General features: G+C 72.4%; 14 protein-coding genes. 3 read left to right on the top strand and 11 right to left on the bottom strand.

Features of this window, described 5'->3' with window-relative positions:
- Positions 1-13: 13 nt before the first annotated feature.
- The 5 genes from ACIP67_RS33935 to hrcA all read right to left on the bottom strand — a co-directional run bounded on the left by ACIP67_RS33935 (position 14) and on the right by hrcA (position 5,244).
- Complete coding sequence (locus tag ACIP67_RS33935) at positions 14-610, bottom strand: hypothetical protein (protein WP_401697002.1); 597 nt, start codon at positions 608-610, stop codon at positions 14-16.
- Positions 611-1,086: 476 nt separating this feature from the next.
- Positions 1,087-1,833 carry a 16S rRNA (uracil(1498)-N(3))-methyltransferase gene (locus tag ACIP67_RS33940; protein ID WP_401697003.1) on the bottom strand — a complete coding sequence of 249 codons (747 nt, stop codon included), beginning with the start codon at positions 1,831-1,833 and terminating at the stop codon, positions 1,087-1,089.
- Entirely contained in the window at positions 1,830-2,918 is a 1,089-nt protein-coding gene (locus tag ACIP67_RS33945; protein ID WP_401697005.1) for a nitronate monooxygenase, read from the bottom strand. Before ACIP67_RS33945 ends, ACIP67_RS33940 begins: the two co-directional genes overlap by 4 nt.
- Before the next feature lie 175 nt (positions 2,919-3,093).
- Positions 3,094-4,227, bottom strand: coding sequence for a molecular chaperone DnaJ (dnaJ, locus tag ACIP67_RS33950; RefSeq protein WP_401697007.1), 1,134 nt, complete (start codon positions 4,225-4,227; stop codon positions 3,094-3,096).
- Positions 4,228-5,244 (bottom strand): heat-inducible transcriptional repressor HrcA, encoded by a 1,017-nt coding sequence (gene hrcA, locus ACIP67_RS33955; protein ID WP_401697008.1) that lies wholly within the window; start codon positions 5,242-5,244, stop codon positions 4,228-4,230.
- 164 nt (positions 5,245-5,408) lie between these two features.
- On the opposite strand from hrcA, the gene ACIP67_RS33960 reads away from it, so the two are divergent.
- Together ACIP67_RS33960 and ACIP67_RS33965 are read left to right on the top strand one after the other, a co-directional pair.
- Positions 5,409-6,140, top strand: coding sequence for an MBL fold metallo-hydrolase (locus tag ACIP67_RS33960; protein WP_401697009.1), 732 nt, complete (start codon positions 5,409-5,411; stop codon positions 6,138-6,140).
- A 45-nt stretch (positions 6,141-6,185) separates the two neighbouring features.
- Positions 6,186-6,998, top strand: a complete 813-nt coding sequence (locus ACIP67_RS33965) for a DUF3097 domain-containing protein (protein ID WP_401697011.1) — start codon at positions 6,186-6,188, stop codon at positions 6,996-6,998.
- On the opposite strand, the gene ACIP67_RS33970 is transcribed toward ACIP67_RS33965, so the two are convergent.
- The 5 genes from ACIP67_RS33970 to lepA all read right to left on the bottom strand — a co-directional run bounded on the left by ACIP67_RS33970 (position 6,976) and on the right by lepA (position 15,835).
- Positions 6,976-7,566, bottom strand: a complete 591-nt coding sequence (locus tag ACIP67_RS33970; protein ID WP_401697013.1) for a Uma2 family endonuclease — start codon at positions 7,564-7,566, stop codon at positions 6,976-6,978. The two genes, ACIP67_RS33965 and ACIP67_RS33970, sit on opposite strands and share 23 nt — an antisense overlap.
- A 104-nt stretch (positions 7,567-7,670) precedes the next feature.
- Entirely contained in the window at positions 7,671-8,903 is a 1,233-nt protein-coding gene (gene hemW, locus ACIP67_RS33975) for a radical SAM family heme chaperone HemW (RefSeq protein ID WP_401697014.1), read from the bottom strand.
- Positions 8,904-9,246: 343 nt separating this feature from the next.
- Positions 9,247-11,220: a SpoIIE family protein phosphatase gene (locus tag ACIP67_RS33980; RefSeq protein ID WP_401697015.1), complete on the bottom strand. Its 1,974-nt coding sequence runs from the start codon at positions 11,218-11,220 to the stop codon at positions 9,247-9,249.
- Between the two features lie 431 nt (positions 11,221-11,651).
- The gene (locus tag ACIP67_RS33985; RefSeq protein WP_401697017.1) at positions 11,652-13,535 is read right to left on the bottom strand and encodes an AMP-dependent synthetase/ligase; all 1,884 of its coding nucleotides are present in this window, start codon (positions 13,533-13,535) and stop codon (positions 11,652-11,654) included.
- Between the two features lie 431 nt (positions 13,536-13,966).
- Positions 13,967-15,835, bottom strand: a complete 1,869-nt coding sequence (lepA, locus tag ACIP67_RS33990) for a translation elongation factor 4 (protein ID WP_401697019.1) — start codon at positions 15,833-15,835, stop codon at positions 13,967-13,969.
- 220 nt (positions 15,836-16,055) lie between these two features.
- Between lepA and rpsT the strand changes: the two genes are divergently transcribed.
- A complete protein-coding gene (rpsT, locus tag ACIP67_RS33995) occupies positions 16,056-16,322 on the top strand; it encodes a 30S ribosomal protein S20 (RefSeq protein ID WP_015660447.1) in 267 nt (88 codons plus the stop codon).
- Between the two features lie 382 nt (positions 16,323-16,704).
- Here the strand turns inward: rpsT and ACIP67_RS34000 are convergent, their stop codons facing one another.
- Positions 16,705-17,103, bottom strand: coding sequence for a nuclear transport factor 2 family protein (locus ACIP67_RS34000; protein WP_401697021.1), 399 nt, complete (start codon positions 17,101-17,103; stop codon positions 16,705-16,707).
- Positions 17,104-17,121: the final 18 nt, after the last annotated feature.

Here is a 17,121-nt window from a genome sequence, read left to right on the forward strand (position 1 = left end):
GCCTGTCGTCGCGTCACTTCTCCGTGTCGGGGCCGCAGTCGCCGCCGCCGTCCTGGCACCAGAGGGTGCGCGTGACGGTCACGGTGACCGTGGGCCGCCCCGGCTGCGCGGGCTGCGCGGGCTGCGCCGAGGCCGGCGGGTCGACGGGCGAGGGCGTCGCGGAGGCGCAGTCGCCCAGCCCGGCGACCCGGAACAGCTGCTTGTCCCCCACGACCGCCCGCAGGTCCCCGCGCACGCAGGAGCCGTCGACCGCGCGCGTGACCTGCCCGTCGACCGTGATGTCCCGCCCGTCGCCGGTCTCGCCCTCACAGTCGACGGAGGCGACCGTCTCCGCACCCGAGCCGCCCGTCCCGCCGTCGCCGTACTCGGCGGTGCACGTCAGCCACCGCACGTCCACGTCCCGCCGTTCGATCTCGGCCGTCGCCGTCTCGTCGGTCGTGTACGCCACGCTCGTGGCGCTCAGTCCGCCCGGCTCGCACGCCACGACCCCGCCCACGGCCACGACCGCGAGCCCCGCGACGGCCACCGCGCGCAGCCGGTACGGCCTGCCGTGCCACCGCGTGTACGGCAGGCCGTGCGGCCGGAGCCGGATCCGTCCGGAAACCCCCATGCGGGGCAGCCTGCCACCGTCACGGCGGCCGCGGTAGGGCACATACCGCCACTCGTCACCCGCCCCTACCGTGCTCCCATGCCGGTACAGGTGGCAACCCGACCGGTGCAGCGGACAACCCGACGGGTGCAGCGGACATCCCGGCTTGTACGACGGACACACCGGCCGATACGACGGACGCCTCGGAGCCGGCGGGCGTGTAGCCCGGGGGTCCCCCGGGTGCCCCCGTGCGGTGCCCCTGGGGGTGGGAGCTGCGTGTTGCCCGTCGGCCGCGGGCCGTCGGTGGCTGGTCGCGCAGTTCCCCGCGCCCCTAGGGGGTTTGGCGCCCGCGGCGTGCCGGTGCGGCGGACAACCCGGCCGGTGCGGCGGATGGTTCACCGCGTCTTTGAAGCAGCCCCGTCCACCAGAGCGGGCGCCGCCCGCCGGATGGGCGGCGCCCGCCGGATGGGCGGCGCCCGCCGGATGGGCGGCGCCCGTCAGGACCAGCGGCCGGTCCGGCCCAGGACCAGGGCGGCGGCGGCCGTACCGGCGGTCGACGTCCGCAGCACGCTCCGCCCCAGCCGGTACGCCTTCGCGCCGGCCTCCTCGAAGAGGGCCAGCTCGTCCGGGGAGACGCCCCCTTCGGGGCCCACGACGAGGACGATCTCGCCCTCGGCGGGGAGCGGGACGGTGGCGAGGGGCTCGCTGCGGTAGTCGCGGTCCTCGTGGAGCACGGCGGCGAAGTCGGCCCGCGCCAGAAGGGCCGCGACCTGCCGGGTGGTCGCCGCGTCGGCGACCTCGGGGAAGCGGACCCGGCGGGACTGCTTGCCGGCCTCGCGCGCCGTCGCCCGCCACTTGGCGAGCGCCTTCAGCCCGCGTTCGCCCTTCCACTGCGTGATGCAGCGGGAGGCCGCCCACGGCACGATCGCGTCGACGCCGGTCTCGGTCATCGTCTCGACGGCCAGTTCGCCCCGGTCGCCCTTGGGCAGTGCCTGCACGACGGTGATCCGCGGCGACTGGGGCGGCTCCTCCACCACCTCGGTCAGAGCGACCGTCAGCCGGTCCTTGCCCTCGGCGGCGAGGACCTCGCCGCGCGCCCAGCGGCCGGCCCCGTCGGTGAGGACGACCTCCTCGCCGGGCCGCAGCCGCTTCACCGACACGGCGTGCCGGCCCTCGGGCCCGTCCAGCACGAACTCGGCCGGTGCGGACGGCAGTTCCTCGACGACGAAGACGGGCGCGGTCATCGTCCGCCGCTCCCGTCGGCCGCGCCGGCCGCCATCGCCGCCCGTGCCGCGTCCAGTTCGGCCGCCAGCACCTCCACCAGCTGCCCGGCGGGCAGCTCGCGGGCCATGCGGTGGCCCTGCCCCGCCCACAGCGCCATGCCCTGCGCGTCGCCCGCCTTGGCGGCCGCCTTGCGCAGCGGCGACGTGAGGTGGTGGACCTCCGGGTAGGCGGCGGGCGCGTAGGGGCCGTGCTCGCGCAGGAAGCGGTTGACCAGACCGCGGGCCGGGCGGCCGGAGAAGGCGCGGGTCAGCGCGGTGCGGACGAACAGGGGGTTCGTCAGCGCCTGCTTGTGCACGGCGGCGGCGCCGGACTCGGGGGTGGCGAGGAAGGCCGTGCCCAGCTGGGCGGCGCTCGCGCCGGCCGCGAGGACCGCGGCGATCTGGCTGCCCCGCATGATGCCGCCGGCCGCGACCAGCGGCAGCCGCACGGCCTCGCGGACCTGGGCGGTCAGCGACAGCAGGCCGACGCCGGAGCCGTCGTTCTCCGGGGCGTCGCGGTGGGTGCCCTGATGGCCGCCCGCCTCCACGCCCTGCACGATCACCGCGTCCGCGCCCGCCCGTTCCACGGCCACGGCCTCCTCGGCGGTGGTCGCGGTGACCAGCGTGAACGTTCCGGCGCGGCGCAGTGAGGCCAGCACCTCCGGGGTGGGTACGCCGAAGTGGAACGACACCACCGGCACCGGGTTGTCCAGCAGCACCGCGATCTTCGCGTCGTAGCCGTCGTCCCGGCCGCTGTCCGGGTCGCCCAGTTCCGTCGCGTACCAGGAGGACTCGCCGGCCAGCTGGTGGGCGTAGACCTCGACGGCGCCGGTCTCCGCGTAGGGGGGCTGCGGCATGAAGACGTTCATGCCGAAGGGGCGGGCGGTCAGCCCCCGCATCTGCTTGATCTCCTGGTACATGCCGTCGGCGGTCTTGTACCCGGCGGCCAGGAACCCGAGCCCGCCGGCCTCGGACACGGCGGCGGCGAGCTGCGGAACGGAGACGCCGCCCGCCATGGGCGCCTGCACGATCGGGTAGGGAAAGAGATCGGTCAGTGCGGAGGACATGACGGCATGTTGTCACGTCCCCCGGACAAGTCCGAATCGGCCTTCCCCACGGCACCTCTTCGGCAGGGGCCGACCGTTCCAGCCCGTCTGTCTGGGGGTCCCCCCGCTCGAGCGAAGCCGAGAGTGGGGGAGGGAAGGGGCGGCGGGGGCGGAACACCCCCGCCGCCCACCCCCGTCACCGCCCGTTGAACGCGTCCTTCAGCCGCGAGAACAGCCCCTGCTGCCCCGGCTGGAACTGCCCCTGCGGCCGCTCCTCACCCCGCAGCTTGGACAGCTCGCGCAGCAGCCGCTCCTGCTCCGGGTCCAGCTTCGTCGGCGTCTGCACCTCGACGTGCACGATGAGGTCCCCGCGGCCGCCGCCGCGCAGATGCGTGACGCCGCGCCCGTGCAACGGGATCGACTGGCCGGACTGGGTACCGGGCCGGATGTCGACCTCCTCCAGGCCGTCCAGCGTCTCCAGCGGCACCTTCGTGCCGAGGGCCGCCGCGGTCATCGGGATCGTCACCGTGCAGTGCAGGTCGTCGCCGCGCCGCTGGAAGGTGTGGTGCGGCAGCTCGTGGATCTCGACGTACAGGTCACCGGCGGGACCGCCGCCCGGGCCGACCTCGCCCTCGCCCGCGAGCTGGATGCGGGTGCCGTTGTCGACACCGGCCGGGATCTTGACCGTGAGGGTGCGCCGCGACCGGACGCGGCCGTCGCCGGCGCACTCCGGGCAGGGGGTGGGGACCACGGTGCCGAAGCCCTGGCACTGCGGGCAGGGACGCGAGGTCATGACCTGGCCCAGGAAGGACCGCGTCACCTGCGACACCTCACCGCGCCCGCGGCACATGTCGCACGTCTGGGCGGTGGTGCCCGGCGCGGCGCCCTCGCCGTTGCAGGTGGAGCAGACGATCGCCGTGTCGACCTGGATGTCCTTGGTCGTGCCGAAGGCCGCCTCGTCGAGCTCGACCTCCAGCCGGATCATCGCGTCCTGGCCCCGGCGGGTGCGCGAGCGCGGGCCGCGCTGGGACGCCGTGCCGAAGAACGCGTCCATGATGTCGGAGAAGTTGCCGAAGCCACCGGCGCCGAAGCCGCCCGCGCCCCCGCCCGCCTGCGAGAGGGGGTCGCCGCCGAGGTCGTAGACCTGCTTCTTCTGCGGGTCCGACAGCACCTCGTAGGCGGCGTTGATCTCCTTGAACCGCTCCTGGGTCTTCGGATCGGGGTTGACGTCCGGGTGCAGCTCGCGTGCGAGCCGCCGGAAGGCCTTCTTGATCTCTTCCTGCGACGCGTCGCGGCGCACGCCGAGAACGGCGTAGTAGTCCGTGGCCACTTACGACTCCGCCAGGATCTGTCCGACGTACCGTGCCACTGCGCGTACCGCTCCCATCGTTCCCGGGTAATCCATGCGGGTCGGTCCGACCACGCCGAGCTTGGCGACTGCCTCGCCGCCCGAACCGTAGCCGACCGACACCACGGAAGTGGAGTTGAGTCCCTCGTAGGCGTTCTCGTGGCCGATGCGCACGGTCATGCCCGAATCACCCGCCTCGCCCAGGAGTTTGAGGAGCACGACCTGCTCCTCCAGGGCCTCCAGGACGGGCCGGATGGTGAGGGGAAAGTCATGTCCGAAGCGGGTGAGATTGGCGGTGCCGCCGATCATCAGCCGCTCCTCGTTCTCCTCGACGAGGGTCTCCAGCAGGGTGGAGAGCACCGTCGAGACCGTGCCGCGGTCCTCCGCCTCGAAGGCGTCGGGCAGGTCCTCCACCAGCCGCGGCACGTCCGCGAAGCGGCGGCCCGCGACCCGGCTGTTCAGCCGCGCCCGCAGGTCCGCCAGCGAGGACTCGCCGAACGGTGCCGGGCAGTCCACCATCCGCTGCTCGACCCGGCCGGTGTCCGTGATGAGCACGAGCATCAGCCGGGCGGGCGCGAGCGACAGCAGTTCCACGTGCCGCACGGTGGACCGGGTCAGGGAGGGGTACTGCACGACGGCGACCTGTCGGGTGAGCTGCGCGAGCAGCCGTACCGTGCGGGCCACGACGTCGTCGAGGTCGACGGCGCCGTCGAGGAAGTTCTGGATGGCCCGCCGCTCGGGGGCCGTCATCGGCTTGACGCCGGCCAGCTTGTCGACGAACAGCCGGTAGCCCTTGTCGGTGGGGATGCGCCCGGCACTGGTGTGCGGCTGGGCGATGAACCCCTCGTCCTCCAGGGCCGCCATGTCGTTGCGGACCGTCGCCGGGGAGACGCCGAGGTTGTGCCGCTCGGTGAGCGCCTTGGAACCGACCGGCTCCTCGGTGCCCACGTAGTCCTGGACGATGGCCCGCAGTACCTGGAGCCTTCGTTCACTCAGCATCGCGCGCGCACCTCCAGTCGATCGTCCCCTGGCGCTCTGCCTGGCACTCTTCACTTCCGAGTGCCAGCGTTCCCCGGCCCAGTGTACGGCGGTGGGGTACACCCGCGGCAAGGTCGGTTCCGTGGCGGCTCTCACGGGCGGGCCGTCACCGCTAGCGTCGCGGTATGACGGTGACTTGGGAAGAGCTGGGGTGGGAGCGGGTCGCGGCCGGGGTCGGGCGGTGCCGGCTGCCGGGCTGGGACTGCACGGCGGGGCTGGTCGTCGGGGCCGGGGCGGCCCTGGTGGTCGACGCGGGGTCGAGCCTCGCGGAGGGGGCGCGGCTGCGGATGCGGGCGGAGGAACTGGCCGGCCGGCGTGTGACCCATCTCGCGCTCACCCATCCCCACTTCGACCACGTCTTCGGGGCGGCGGCGTTCGCGGGCGCGGAGGTGTACGCGGCGGTGGGCGCGGAGACGGTGCTGACCCGGCGGGGGCGCGGGGCCGAGGAACTCCGGGCGGACGCGGTGCGCCACGGGCTCGACGAGACGGCGGCGACGGAGGCCGTGGACACGCTCGTGCGCCCCCGCCACCTGGTCTCCGGGGAGTGGACGCTCGACCTCGGCGGTGGGCGGCAGGTGCTGCTGGCGAACCTGTCTCCCGGGCACACGGCCCACGATCTGGCGGTCCTGGTGCCGGGCTCGCCGGAGGTGGTGTTCTGCGGCGACCTGGTCGAGGAGTCCGGCGATCCGCAGGCCGGACCCGACGCCGTGCCGGCCCACTGGCCGGCCGCCCTGGACCGGCTGCTGGACCTCGGCGGGGAGGACGCCCTGTACGTGCCCGGTCACGGGGCGGTGGTGGACGCGGGGTTCGTGCGGCGGCAGCGGGACGAGCTGGCGGCGCGTTTCGGCGTGTCGTGAGCCGTCGGGGCACTTCGGGGCGCGGCTTCTCCTATCGTCATCCGAATGCGCCAGTACTCCGCCGATCTGACCCCTCCCTGGAAGAAGCAGCGGCCGGTCCCCGAGGTCGCGGCGGAGCCCGGCCTGGTGGTGGAGGAGCCCGGCACCGGTTTCTGCGGCGCGGTGATCCGCTGCGAGGCGGGCACGGTGACCCTGGAGGACCGCTTCGGCAAGCACCGGGTGTTCCCGCTGGAGCCGCGGGGCTTCCTGCTGGAGGGCAGGGTGGTGACCCTCGTGCGGCCCGTCTCCGGGCCCGTACGCCCCACCCGTACCGCGTCCGGTTCGGTCGCCGTGCCCGGCGCCCGCGCCCGGGTGGCCCGCGCCGGCCGCATCTACGTCGAGGGCCGGCACGACGCCGAGCTGGTCGAGAAGGTGTGGGGCGACGACCTGCGGATCGAGGGCGTGGTCGTGGAGTACCTGGAGGGCGTGGACGACCTGCCGTCGATCGTGGCGGAGTTCGCGCCGGGGCCGGACGCCCGGCTGGGCGTGCTGGTGGACCACTTGGTGCCGGGTACGAAGGAGTGGCGGATCGCGCAGTCGGTGACGAGCGAGCACGCGCTCGTGGTCGGCCACCCGTACATCGACGTCTGGGAGGCGGTGAAGCCGTCGTCGCTGGGCATCGAGGCCTGGCCGCGCGTGCCGCACGGGCAGGACTGGAAGACGGGGGTGTGCCGGGCGCTGGGGTGGCCGTCGGAGAACACCGGGGCGGTGTGGCAGGCGATCCTGAAGCGGGTGGGGTCCTACCGGGACCTGGAGCCGGAGCTGCTGGGGCGGGTGGAGGAACTGATCGACTTCGTCACGGGTAGCGGTGGGGCCTGACCTTCTCGTAGGCGGCGAATTCGCTGGTGTCCAGTTCGATGCCCAGAGGCTCCAACGGCGTGATGTCGCCGAACTTGGTGATCCGCTGGCACCGGTAGTCCGCGTGCTCACCGCGGCCCGTCGGCTCCGTCAGCAGTACGCACTGGGCCATGACCGGATCGATGATCAAGTAGGCCGGCACCTGTGCCGCTGCGTAGATGGAGCGCTTGACTCCGAAGTCACGCTCTACGCTCGTCTTGGACACGACCTCCACCAGCAGGGTGATGACCTCGGAAGGCATCAGCCTTCCATGCCCTGGCCCACTGCCTCGTTCGAGCACCACGAGATCCGGTTGCGGCTCGCTCGTCTCTTCGAGGATGGCGATGTCCTGAGTCTGGAGCCTCCGCCAGTGCTGACGGGGGATCTGATCGACGACCGACTCAACGATGTCGTTATGAGCCACGTCAGGGCCCGCCATCATCACGATTTCCCCCCGGAGGAGCTCGACCTTGAATTCCTCGGGGAACTCGAAGTTCTCGAAGAACGTCACGATGTCGGTGGTCATCGGTCGGTCGTCCACAGCGGTCATCTCCGCAGCCCTCCGGTTTCCGCCACCGTGCAACATCGGCAGCAGCCTACGAACCAGGTTAGGGACCGAACCCCCGTTCCGCAGGGATTCACCCTCCAGGGTGATCAGTCCACCAGGTCCCGCACCACCGCGTCCGCCAGCAGTCGCCCGCGCAGCGTCAGCGCCGCGCGCCCCTCCCCGAACGGGCCCTCCTGGAGCAGCCCGTCCGCCAGCGCCCTGCCGGCCGCCGCGCGCCCCGCCTCCCGCAGCAGCGACAGCGGCACGCCCTCCCGGAGCCGCAGCTCCAGCAGGATCCGCTCCACCCTGCGGTCCTCGTCCGACAGCAGCTCCCGCCCGGCGCCCGGCGACCGTCCGTCCGCCAGCGCCGCCGCGTACGCGCCCGGATGCTTCACGTTCCACCAGCGCACGCCGCCGACGTGGCTGTGCGCGCCGGGGCCCGCGCCCCACCAGTCGGCGCCCCGCCAGTACAGCTCGTTGTGCAGGCAGCGGCCCGCGTCCGAGGTGGCCCAGTTCGACACCTCGTACCAGTCGTAGCCCGCGGCCGACAGGGTCTCCTCGGCGATCAGGTAGCGGTCGGCGTGGACGTCGTCGTCGGTCATCGGGACCTCGCCGCGGCGGATGCGGCGGGCGAGCTGCGTGCCCTCCTCGACGATCAGGGCGTACGCGGAGACATGGTCGGGACCGGCGCCGAGGGCCGCCTCCAGGGAGGCCCGCCAGTCGTCGTCGGACTCCCCCGGTGTGCCGTAGATCAGGTCCAGGTTGACGTGCTCGAAGCCGGCCGCGCGGGCCTCCGCGACACAGGCCTCCGGCCGTCCGGGCGTGTGGGTGCGGTCCAGCACCTTCAGCACGTGCTGCCTGGCGCTCTGCATGCCGAAGGAGATCCGGTTGAAGCCTCCCCGGCGGAGGGTGGCCAGGTAGGCCGGGTCGACCGACTCCGGGTTCGCCTCCGTCGTGACCTCCGCGTCGGCCGCGAGCCCGAACTCGTCCCGGATCGCGCCCAGCATCCGCACCAGGTCACCGGCGGCCAGCAGGGTCGGCGTACCGCCGCCGACGAACACCGTGCGGACCTCGCGCGGGTCGTCGCCGAGGACCTTGCGGGCGAGGCGGATCTCGTCGATCAGGGTGTCGGCGTAGTTGTCGCGGGAGGCGAGGACACCGCCGGTGCCGCGCAGCTCGGTGGCGGTGTAGGTGTTGAAGTCGCAGTACCCGCAGCGGGTCGCGCAGTACGGGACGTGCAGGTAGAACCCGAGGGGGCGGTCGGCGGCCCCGGCGAGCGCGGACGCGGGCAGCGCGCCGTCGGCGGGGACGGGCTCGCCGTCGGGGAGAGCGGAAGGCATGTCCTCCATTGTCCCGTACGGCCGGGGCGGGCGGCGTCGGCCGCGGACGCCCCAGTCCGCTGATGCCGTCGGCCGGTGCGCGCCGGGAGGACCACCAGCGCCGCTCCGGGGCGGGCGGAGCGGGGCCGGGGCAGGTGAAGGGCAGGGCCGGGGGCGGGTCGGGTCGGCCGGGCCCGGGGCGGGTCGGCCGGGGCCGGGGCGGCCGGGGCCGGGGCGGGTCGGCCGGCGCCGGGGCGGGTCGGCCGGCGCCGGGGCGGGTCGGCCGGCGCCGGGGCGGGTCGGCCGGGGCCGGGGCAGGGCCGGGGGCCGCGCCGGCGGTCCGGCCCCCCTCCCCCCGCCCGGGTCACTCCGCCTGGAGCACCAGCAGGGCCAGGTCGTCCTCGGGCGGCTCGCCGCCGAAGTCGTGGACGAGGCAGCGGATGCGGTCGGCGATCAGGTCGGCGTCGAGGCCGGCGCAGCCGGAGAGCGCGGCGGCGAGGCCGTCGCCGTCGTCGAACTGGCGGGAGCCGGAGCGTCGTTCCGTGACGCCGTCGGTGACGCACAGCAGGCTGTCGCCGGGGCGCAGGTCGAGGGTCTCGCTGGTGTAGGTGGCGTCCTCGATCACCCCGAGGAGGGTCTGCGGCTGCGCGGCCGTGGTGACGCCGCCGTCGGGGCCGAGCAGCAGCGGCAGCGGATGGCCGGCGGAGGCGAGGGTGCAGCGGACGCCGCCCTCGAAGGGGGCCAGCTCGCCGTAGAGGAGGGAGAGGAAGCGGGTCTGCGGGCCGTCGGCGGGTCCCGCGGGGCCGACGAAGGCGCGGGCGGCGGCGTCGGCGGCCTCGGTGGCGTCGTCGAGGAGGAGCTGGTTGAGGCGGTCGAGGACGTCGGCGACGCCGTAGCCCTCGCGGGCCAGCAGCCGCAGCCACGGGCGGGCCAGGCCGATGACGACGGCCGCCTCGGGGCCCTTGCCCTGCACGTCGCCCACCGCGAAGCACCAGCGGCCGTCGCCCGCCGGGAACAGGTCGTAGAAGTCGCCGCTCGGCCCGCCCTTCTCGCGCGGCTCGTAGACGAGGGCGCTGCGCAGCCCGGGGATCTCCGCGACCGCGCCGGGCAGCAGTCCGCGCTGGAGGACGGCGCTGATGGTGGCCTGCCGGGCGTACTGGCGGGCCGCGCCGATGGCGAGCGCCACCCGGCGGCCGAGGTCCTCGACCAGTCCGGTGACCTCGTCGGGGAAGCGCAGCAGCCCGACGCGCCCGATGACGAGCGTGCCGAGCGGGCGGCCGCCCGCGACCAGCCGGTAGGCGAGGGCGGCGCCCTGCGGACCGGGTTCGGTGTCCGGCCAGGGGTGGGCGGCGGGCCCGGAGCGCAGGCCGTCGGAAGGGAGCGGCGGGTCCTTCTCCAGGGCTCGGCGGAGTTCCTCGACGTGGTTCTCGCTGACGTGCCAGACACCGGACAGCCACGGACCGGGACCGCCCGCGCCACCACCACCAAAGGTGCCGGCGCCACCACCGGGAGCACCGGCACCTGCGCCGCCCCAGCCGCCTCCGCCGCCCGGGTGGCCGGACGTCCAGCGCCCGCTGACCTCGTCCTCCAGCCACACCGCGCACCAGTCCGCGAGGCGCGGCACGAGCAGCTGGCCGGTGAGCGAGGCGACCAGGTCCTCGTCGAGCTGCCCGGCGAGCAGGTCGGAGGCCTCGGCGAGGAAGGACAGGGCGCCCCGGCCCAGCCAGTCGTGGTCGCGGGCGGAGGGCCGGGGATCGGGGGCGAGGGCCCCGGCGAAGGCGAGCGAGGCGGCGGGCGCGCCGGGGGCGGCGGCCGTGGAGGGCTGGGCAGGGCCCCCTTCGTCGAGCACCACTCCGGGCAGCAGCCGCGCCCACACGGTCTTCGTGCCCCTGCGGTACGTCACCCCCCAGGTGTCGGCCAGCGCGGCGACCAGGCGCAGCCCCCGGCCGTACTCGGGGGTCCCGGGCGCGGACTCGGCGGTGCCGTCGCGCGGGGCGCGGGAGGGGTGGTGGTCGGTGACCTCCACGACGACCGCGCAGCTCTCGGGCTCCTCCTCGAACCGGCAGACCAGGTCGACGTCGGTGCCGGCGTGCACGACGGCGTTGGTGACCAGTTCGCTGACGACGAGTACGGCCGCCTCACCCAGGTCCTGGGCGAGGGGGCCGGTGAGGCCGAGGTCGGTCCACTCCGCCAGCGCGGCCCGTACGAGGTCGCGGGCGGCGCCGGGCGCGAGGGAGCCACCGGACAGGGTCGCGTGCTTCGCCGGTTGTCCACCCCCGTGCGCGGGCGCACCGCCGGGCCGGGACGCGGTCTCCCGCTGCGTCGGAATGGCCCCCATGGGCAGCTCCCCGGACGGTCGGACGATGGGGCTCGGTATGCAGACAGTTCACGCCTGAACCAATGCCGACAGAGTGACAGACCGACCCCGCCCATAAGCAACGAGTTACCGAAGTGGGCCGTGATGAGGGAGAACAGTGCTTCGTAAGTGGTCGAAGACTGGCCGTTCCCGACCGGATATCCGATCACTGCGCCCACTTCCGCACAGAGGCCCGACGCGGGACACCGTGGCCGTACGCGGGACACCGTGGCCCTGGGCTGGACACCGCAAGCCCGACGCGGACACCGCAAAGCCCGACGCGGGACACCGCAGCCGTACACGGACACCGCAGCCCGACGCGGACACCGCAAAGCCCGACGCGGGACACCGCGCGGGCGGCCACCGCGCCCCGGTGACCGCCCGCCCTCTTCTTCCGTCGTCGCCGTGGCCGGCTACGCCTCGCGCGCGCCCGCGTACATCTCGTCGATCAGCTGCTGGTACTCCCGCTCCACGACCGGCCGCTTCAGCTTCAGGCTCGGCGTGATCTCACCGTGCTCCACGTCCAGGTCTCGGGGCAGCAGCCGGAACTTCTTGATGGTCTGCCACCTCTGGAGCCCCGCGTTGAGCTGCTGGACGTACCCGTCGACGAGGGCGACCGTCTCGGGCGCGGCCACCACCTGCGCGTAGGTTCTCCCGCCGAGCCCGTTCTCCTCGGCCCAGGCCAGGATGGACGCCTCGTCGAGGGCGATCAGCGCCGTGCAGAAGTTCCGGTCGGCGCCGTGGACGAGGATGTTCGAGACGTACGGGCACACCGCCTTGAACTGTCCCTCGACCTCGGCCGGCGCGATGTACTTGCCGCCGGACGTCTTGATGAGGTCCTTCTTGCGGTCGGTGATGCGCAGGTAGCCGTCGGGCGAGAGCTCGCCGATGTCACCGGTGTGGAACCAGCCGTCCGCCTCCAGCACCTCGGTGGTCTTCTCGGGCAGCCCGTGGTAGCCCTCCATGACACCGGGGCCGCGCAGCAGGATCTCGCCGTCGTCGGCGATGCGCACTTCCGTGCCGGGCAGCGGCTTGCCGACCGTGCCGGTGCGGTACGCCTCGCCGGGGTTCACGAAGGAGGCCGCCGACGACTCGGTCAGGCCGTAGCCCTCCAGGATGTGGATCCCGGCGCCGGAGAAGAAGAAGCCGATCTCCGGCGCGAGCGCCGCGCTGCCGGACACGCACGCCCGCAGGTTCCCGCCGAACGCCTCGCGGATCTTCGCGTACACGAGCGCGTCGGCCACCTTGTGCTTGGCGCCGAGCCCGAACGGCACGGAGGCCGTCCCGGTGCGCCGGAAGTTGTCCTGCGCGACCTTGGCGTACTCGCGGGCGACCTCCGCCGCCCACTGGAAGATCCTGTACTTGGCGGCGCCGCCCGCGCGGGCCTTGGCGGCGACCCCGTTGTAGACCTTCTCGAAGATGCGCGGCACGGCCGCCATGTACGTGGGCTGCACGACCGGCAGATTCTCGATGATCTTGTCGATGCGGCCGTCGACGGCCGTGACGTGACCGGCCTCGATCTGGCCGGAGGTGAGGACCTTGCCGAAGACGTGCGCCAGCGGCAGCCACAGGTACTGCACGTCGTCGGCGGTGACCAGCCCGGTCGCGGCGATCGCCTTCGCCATGTACGACCAGTTGTCGTGCGGCAGGCGCACGCCCTTGGGGCGGCCGGTGGTGCCGGAGGTGTAGATGAGGGTGGCCAGCTGGTCCCGGGTGATCGCGCCGACCCGCTCCTCGATCAGCTGCGGGTCCTGCTCCAGACGGGCCGCGCCGCGCTTCTCCAGCTCGTCGAGAGTGAGGATCCAGTCGGCGGTCTCCACGTTCTCCAGCCCCGCCGGGTCGACGACGACGACGTGGGTCAGGTCCGGCAGCTCGGCGCGCTTCTCCACCGCCTTGGCGAGCTGGGCCGCGTCCTCGGCGATCAGCACCCGGCTCTCGGAGTCGGAGAGGATGTACGCCGATTCGTCGGCGTTGGTCTGCGGATAGACGGTGGTGGTGGCGGCCCCCGCACACATGATGCCGAGGTCGGCGAGGATCCACTCGATCCGGGTGGAGGAGGCGAGCGCCACCCGCTGCTCGGGCCGTACGCCCAGCTCGATCAGACCGGCCGCGATGGCGTACACCCGCTCGGCCGACTGCGCCCAGCTCAGCGACTTCCAGTCGTCCGGCCCCTGGCCGGCCGGGCCCGGTACGGGATAGCGGTACGCCTCCGCGTCCGGCGTGGCCGCCACGCGCTCCAGGAAGAGGCCCGCGACGGACGGCGGACGGTTCTCGATCAGTGTCTGTGTGTCGCTCACGACATCCTCCGGGGCCCGCGACGGTGCGGCTGGCTCAGTGCGACGGTCGTCTGACTCTGTTGTCTGGCTCTGTCGTCTGGCTCTGTTGTCTGGCTCTGTCGTCTTGCTCGGTGTTCTTGCTCGGTGCTCTTGCTCTGCTCGGTGCTCTTGCTCTGCTCTGTGCTCTTGTTCGGTCGTCCTGCTCTGTGGTCCGGCTCTGTGGTCCGGCTCTGTGGTCCGGCTCTGTGGTCCGGCTCTGTGGTCCGGCTCTGTTGTTGCTCTGCTGTCCGACTCCGTTGTTTAACTCGCGAGTAACTAGCGAGCAGGGTTCAGGGTAAGGGGCGACCGCCCGGCACGTAAGGGGCCACGTACTGTCACTTTCTACAAGTCAACGGAACGGGGCCCGCCGCGCAACCGCGCGACGGGCCCCGGAACCGGACGGGAGGGACGGGCTACTTCTTGCCCTTGCCCGATCCCGCGCTGTCGTCACTGGACAGGACCGCGATGAAGGCCTCCTGCGGAACCTCCACGGAACCCACCATCTTCATCCGCTTCTTGCCCTCCTTCTGCTTCTCCAGCAGCTTCCGCTTACGGGAGATGTCACCGCCGTAGCACTTGGCGAGGACGTCCTTGCGGATGGCGCGGATGGTCTCGCGGGCGATGACCCGCGAACCGATGGCGGCCTGGATCGGCACCTCGAACGCCTGCCGCGGGATCAGCTCGCGCAGCTTGGCGACGAGCCGCACACCGTAGGCGTAGGCGGCGTCCTTGTGGGTGATCGCCGAGAAGGCGTCCACCTTGTCGCCGTGCAGCAGGATGTCGACCTTGACCAGGCTGGAGGTCTGCTCGCCGGTGGGCTCGTAGTCCAGGGACGCGTAACCACGCGTCTTCGACTTCAGCTGGTCGAAGAAGTCGAAGACGATCTCGGCCAGCGGCAGGGTGTAGCGGATCTCGACCCGGTCCTCGGAGAGGTAGTCCATGCCGAGCAGGGTGCCGCGCCGCGTCTGGCACAGCTCCATGATCGAGCCGATGAACTCGGTCGGCGCCAGGATCGTGGCGCGCACGACCGGCTCGTACACCTCGCCGATCTTGCCCTCGGGGAACTCGCTCGGGTTGGTGACGATGTGCTCGCTGTGGTCCTCCATGACCACGCGGTAGACCACGTTGGGCGCGGTGGCGATCAGGTCGAGCCCGAACTCGCGCTCCAGGCGCTCACGGACCACGTCCAGGTGGAGCAGGCCGAGGAAACCGACGCGGAAACCGAAGCCGAGGGCCGCGGAGGTCTCCGGCTCGTAGACGAGCGCGGCATCGTTGAGCTGGAGCTTGTCCAGGGCCTCGCGCAGCTCGGGGTAGTCGGAGCCGTCCAGCGGATACAGGCCCGAGAAGACCATGGGCTTGGGGTCCTTGTAACCGCCCAGCGCCTCCGTGGCCCCCTTGTGCTGGCTGGTGACGGTGTCACCGACCTTGGACTGGCGGACGTCCTTCACACCGGTGATCAGGTAGCCCACTTCGCCGACACCCAGACCGTCGGCGCCGAGCATCTCCGGCGAGTTCGTCCCGATCTCCAGCAGCTCGTGCGTGGCGCCCGTCGACATCATCCGGATGCGCTCGCGCTTGTTGAGCTGCCCGTCGATGACACGGACGTACGTCACCACGCCCCGGTACGAGTCGTACACGGAGTCGAAGATCATCGCGCGCGCGGGGGCGTCCTTCACCCCGACCGGGGCGGGGATCTCGGCGACCACCTTGTCGAGCAGGGCCTCGACCCCGAGACCGGTCTTCGCGGAGACCTTCAGCACGTCGGCGGGATCGCACCCGACGAGGTTGGCGAGCTCCTCGGCGAACTTCTCGGGCTGCGCGGCCGGCAGGTCGATCTTGTTGAGCACCGGGATGATCGTGAGGTCGTTCTCCATCGCCAGGTACAGGTTGGCGAGGGTCTGGGCCTCGATGCCCTGGGCGGCGTCCACGAGGAGGATGGTCCCCTCACAAGCGGCGAGCGACCGCGAGACCTCGTAGGTGAAGTCGACGTGCCCCGGGGTGTCGATCATGTTGAGGATGTGCGTGTTGCCCTTGTCCTGGGTGGGCGCCCAGGGCAGGCGCACGGCCTGGGACTTGATCGTGATACCGCGCTCGCGCTCGATGTCCATGCGGTCGAGGTACTGGGCACGCATCTGCCGCTGCTCGACCACACCGGTCAGCTGGAGCATCCGGTCGGCGAGCGTGGACTTGCCGTGGTCGATGTGCGCGATGATGCAGAAATTGCGGATCAGCGCCGGGTCGGTACGGCTCGGCTCGGGCACATTGTTAGGGGTCGCGGGCACGCAGGGTCCTGTCTCTTGAGGCGCCTTATGCCTCGGGTCGGATCTATACGTAGGCTCCATGGTCCCACGCGTGGCGACCGGAAGCCGGTTTGGGCCGTTCTCCGGGCCACTGGTAGCCTGGGTGGCTGTGTCTCATGCCCTCTCAGCCTGAGGCACGTCCAAGAAATCACCTGGTACGGGACCCGCGCGGCCCCGTGCCTGAACCTGTAAAGGCTCATTCGTGGCGAACATCAAGTCCCAGATCAAGCGGATCAAGACCAACGAGAAGGCCCGGCTGCGCAACAAGGCCGTCAAGTCCTCCCTGAAGACCGCGATCCGCAAGGCCCGTGAGGCCGCTGCCGCGGGTGACGTCGAGAAGGCCACCGAGTACCAGCGCGCCGCCGCGCGTCAGCTCGACAAGGCCGTCTCCAAGGGCGTCATCCACAAGAACCAGGCCGCCAACAAGAAGTCGGCGCTTGCTTCCAAGGTCGCGTCCCTCAAGGGCTGAACCTGCTTCTTGATCTGACCGGTCCCCGGGGCACCAGGGACCGAACCGCCGGAAGGACCCAGAGCGGGCCCTCTCTCATCCGCTCCCGACCGGAACCCACGGATCCGCGCGCGGCCTGCGTTCGCCACGCGGGCGCGGATCCAGCAGCGTGAACCGAAGGCCCCGGCTCCTCCACCCTTCCCCAGGGCGGGAGCCGGGGCCTTCGGCGTGTCCGCCGGGGAGCGTAAGGGTTCGGCCGGGAGCGGACGGGGGCGGTGGAGGGGTTCGGCCGGGGGACGGAGGAGGGGTTCGGCCGGGGGACGGAGGAGGGGTTCGGCCGGGGGACGGAGGAGGGGTTCGGCCGGGGGACGGAGGAGGGTGGGTCGGAGGAAGTACGACGCGGTCACGACCAGAACGCGTCGCTCTTGTCCATGTCCTCGACGCACTCGTCAAGGTCGGTGATCTTCTCCCCGACGATCCGGAAGACGATCCCTCCGTTCCCGTCGATGTGCCCGGCGCCCCGGTCCGCCGTGACCCGGTGGACGGAGACGGCGTGCCCACGGCCGTCGACGAACACATTGAGCAGGGCGACCCGGAACGACCCGTCCGTGTCCGAGAAGAGCCGGCGGTAGTACCCGTCGATGATCGAGTCGATCCCCTTGTGATCACCCGACAGCGGATGGGAACCGGGCACATGGTGCGTGCAGTCCCCGGTCATCATGGCGCGAAGGCTGTCCATGTCTCCCCGCATGAAAGCGTCGTAGCCCTTGCGGACGAGCAGCGCGTGCGGGTGTTCAGCCATGACGACCGCCACCTTCCC

It is taken from the genome of Streptomyces sp. NPDC088812 (genome assembly GCF_044750285.1).
GTDB lineage: Bacteria > Actinomycetota > Actinomycetes > Streptomycetales > Streptomycetaceae > Streptomyces.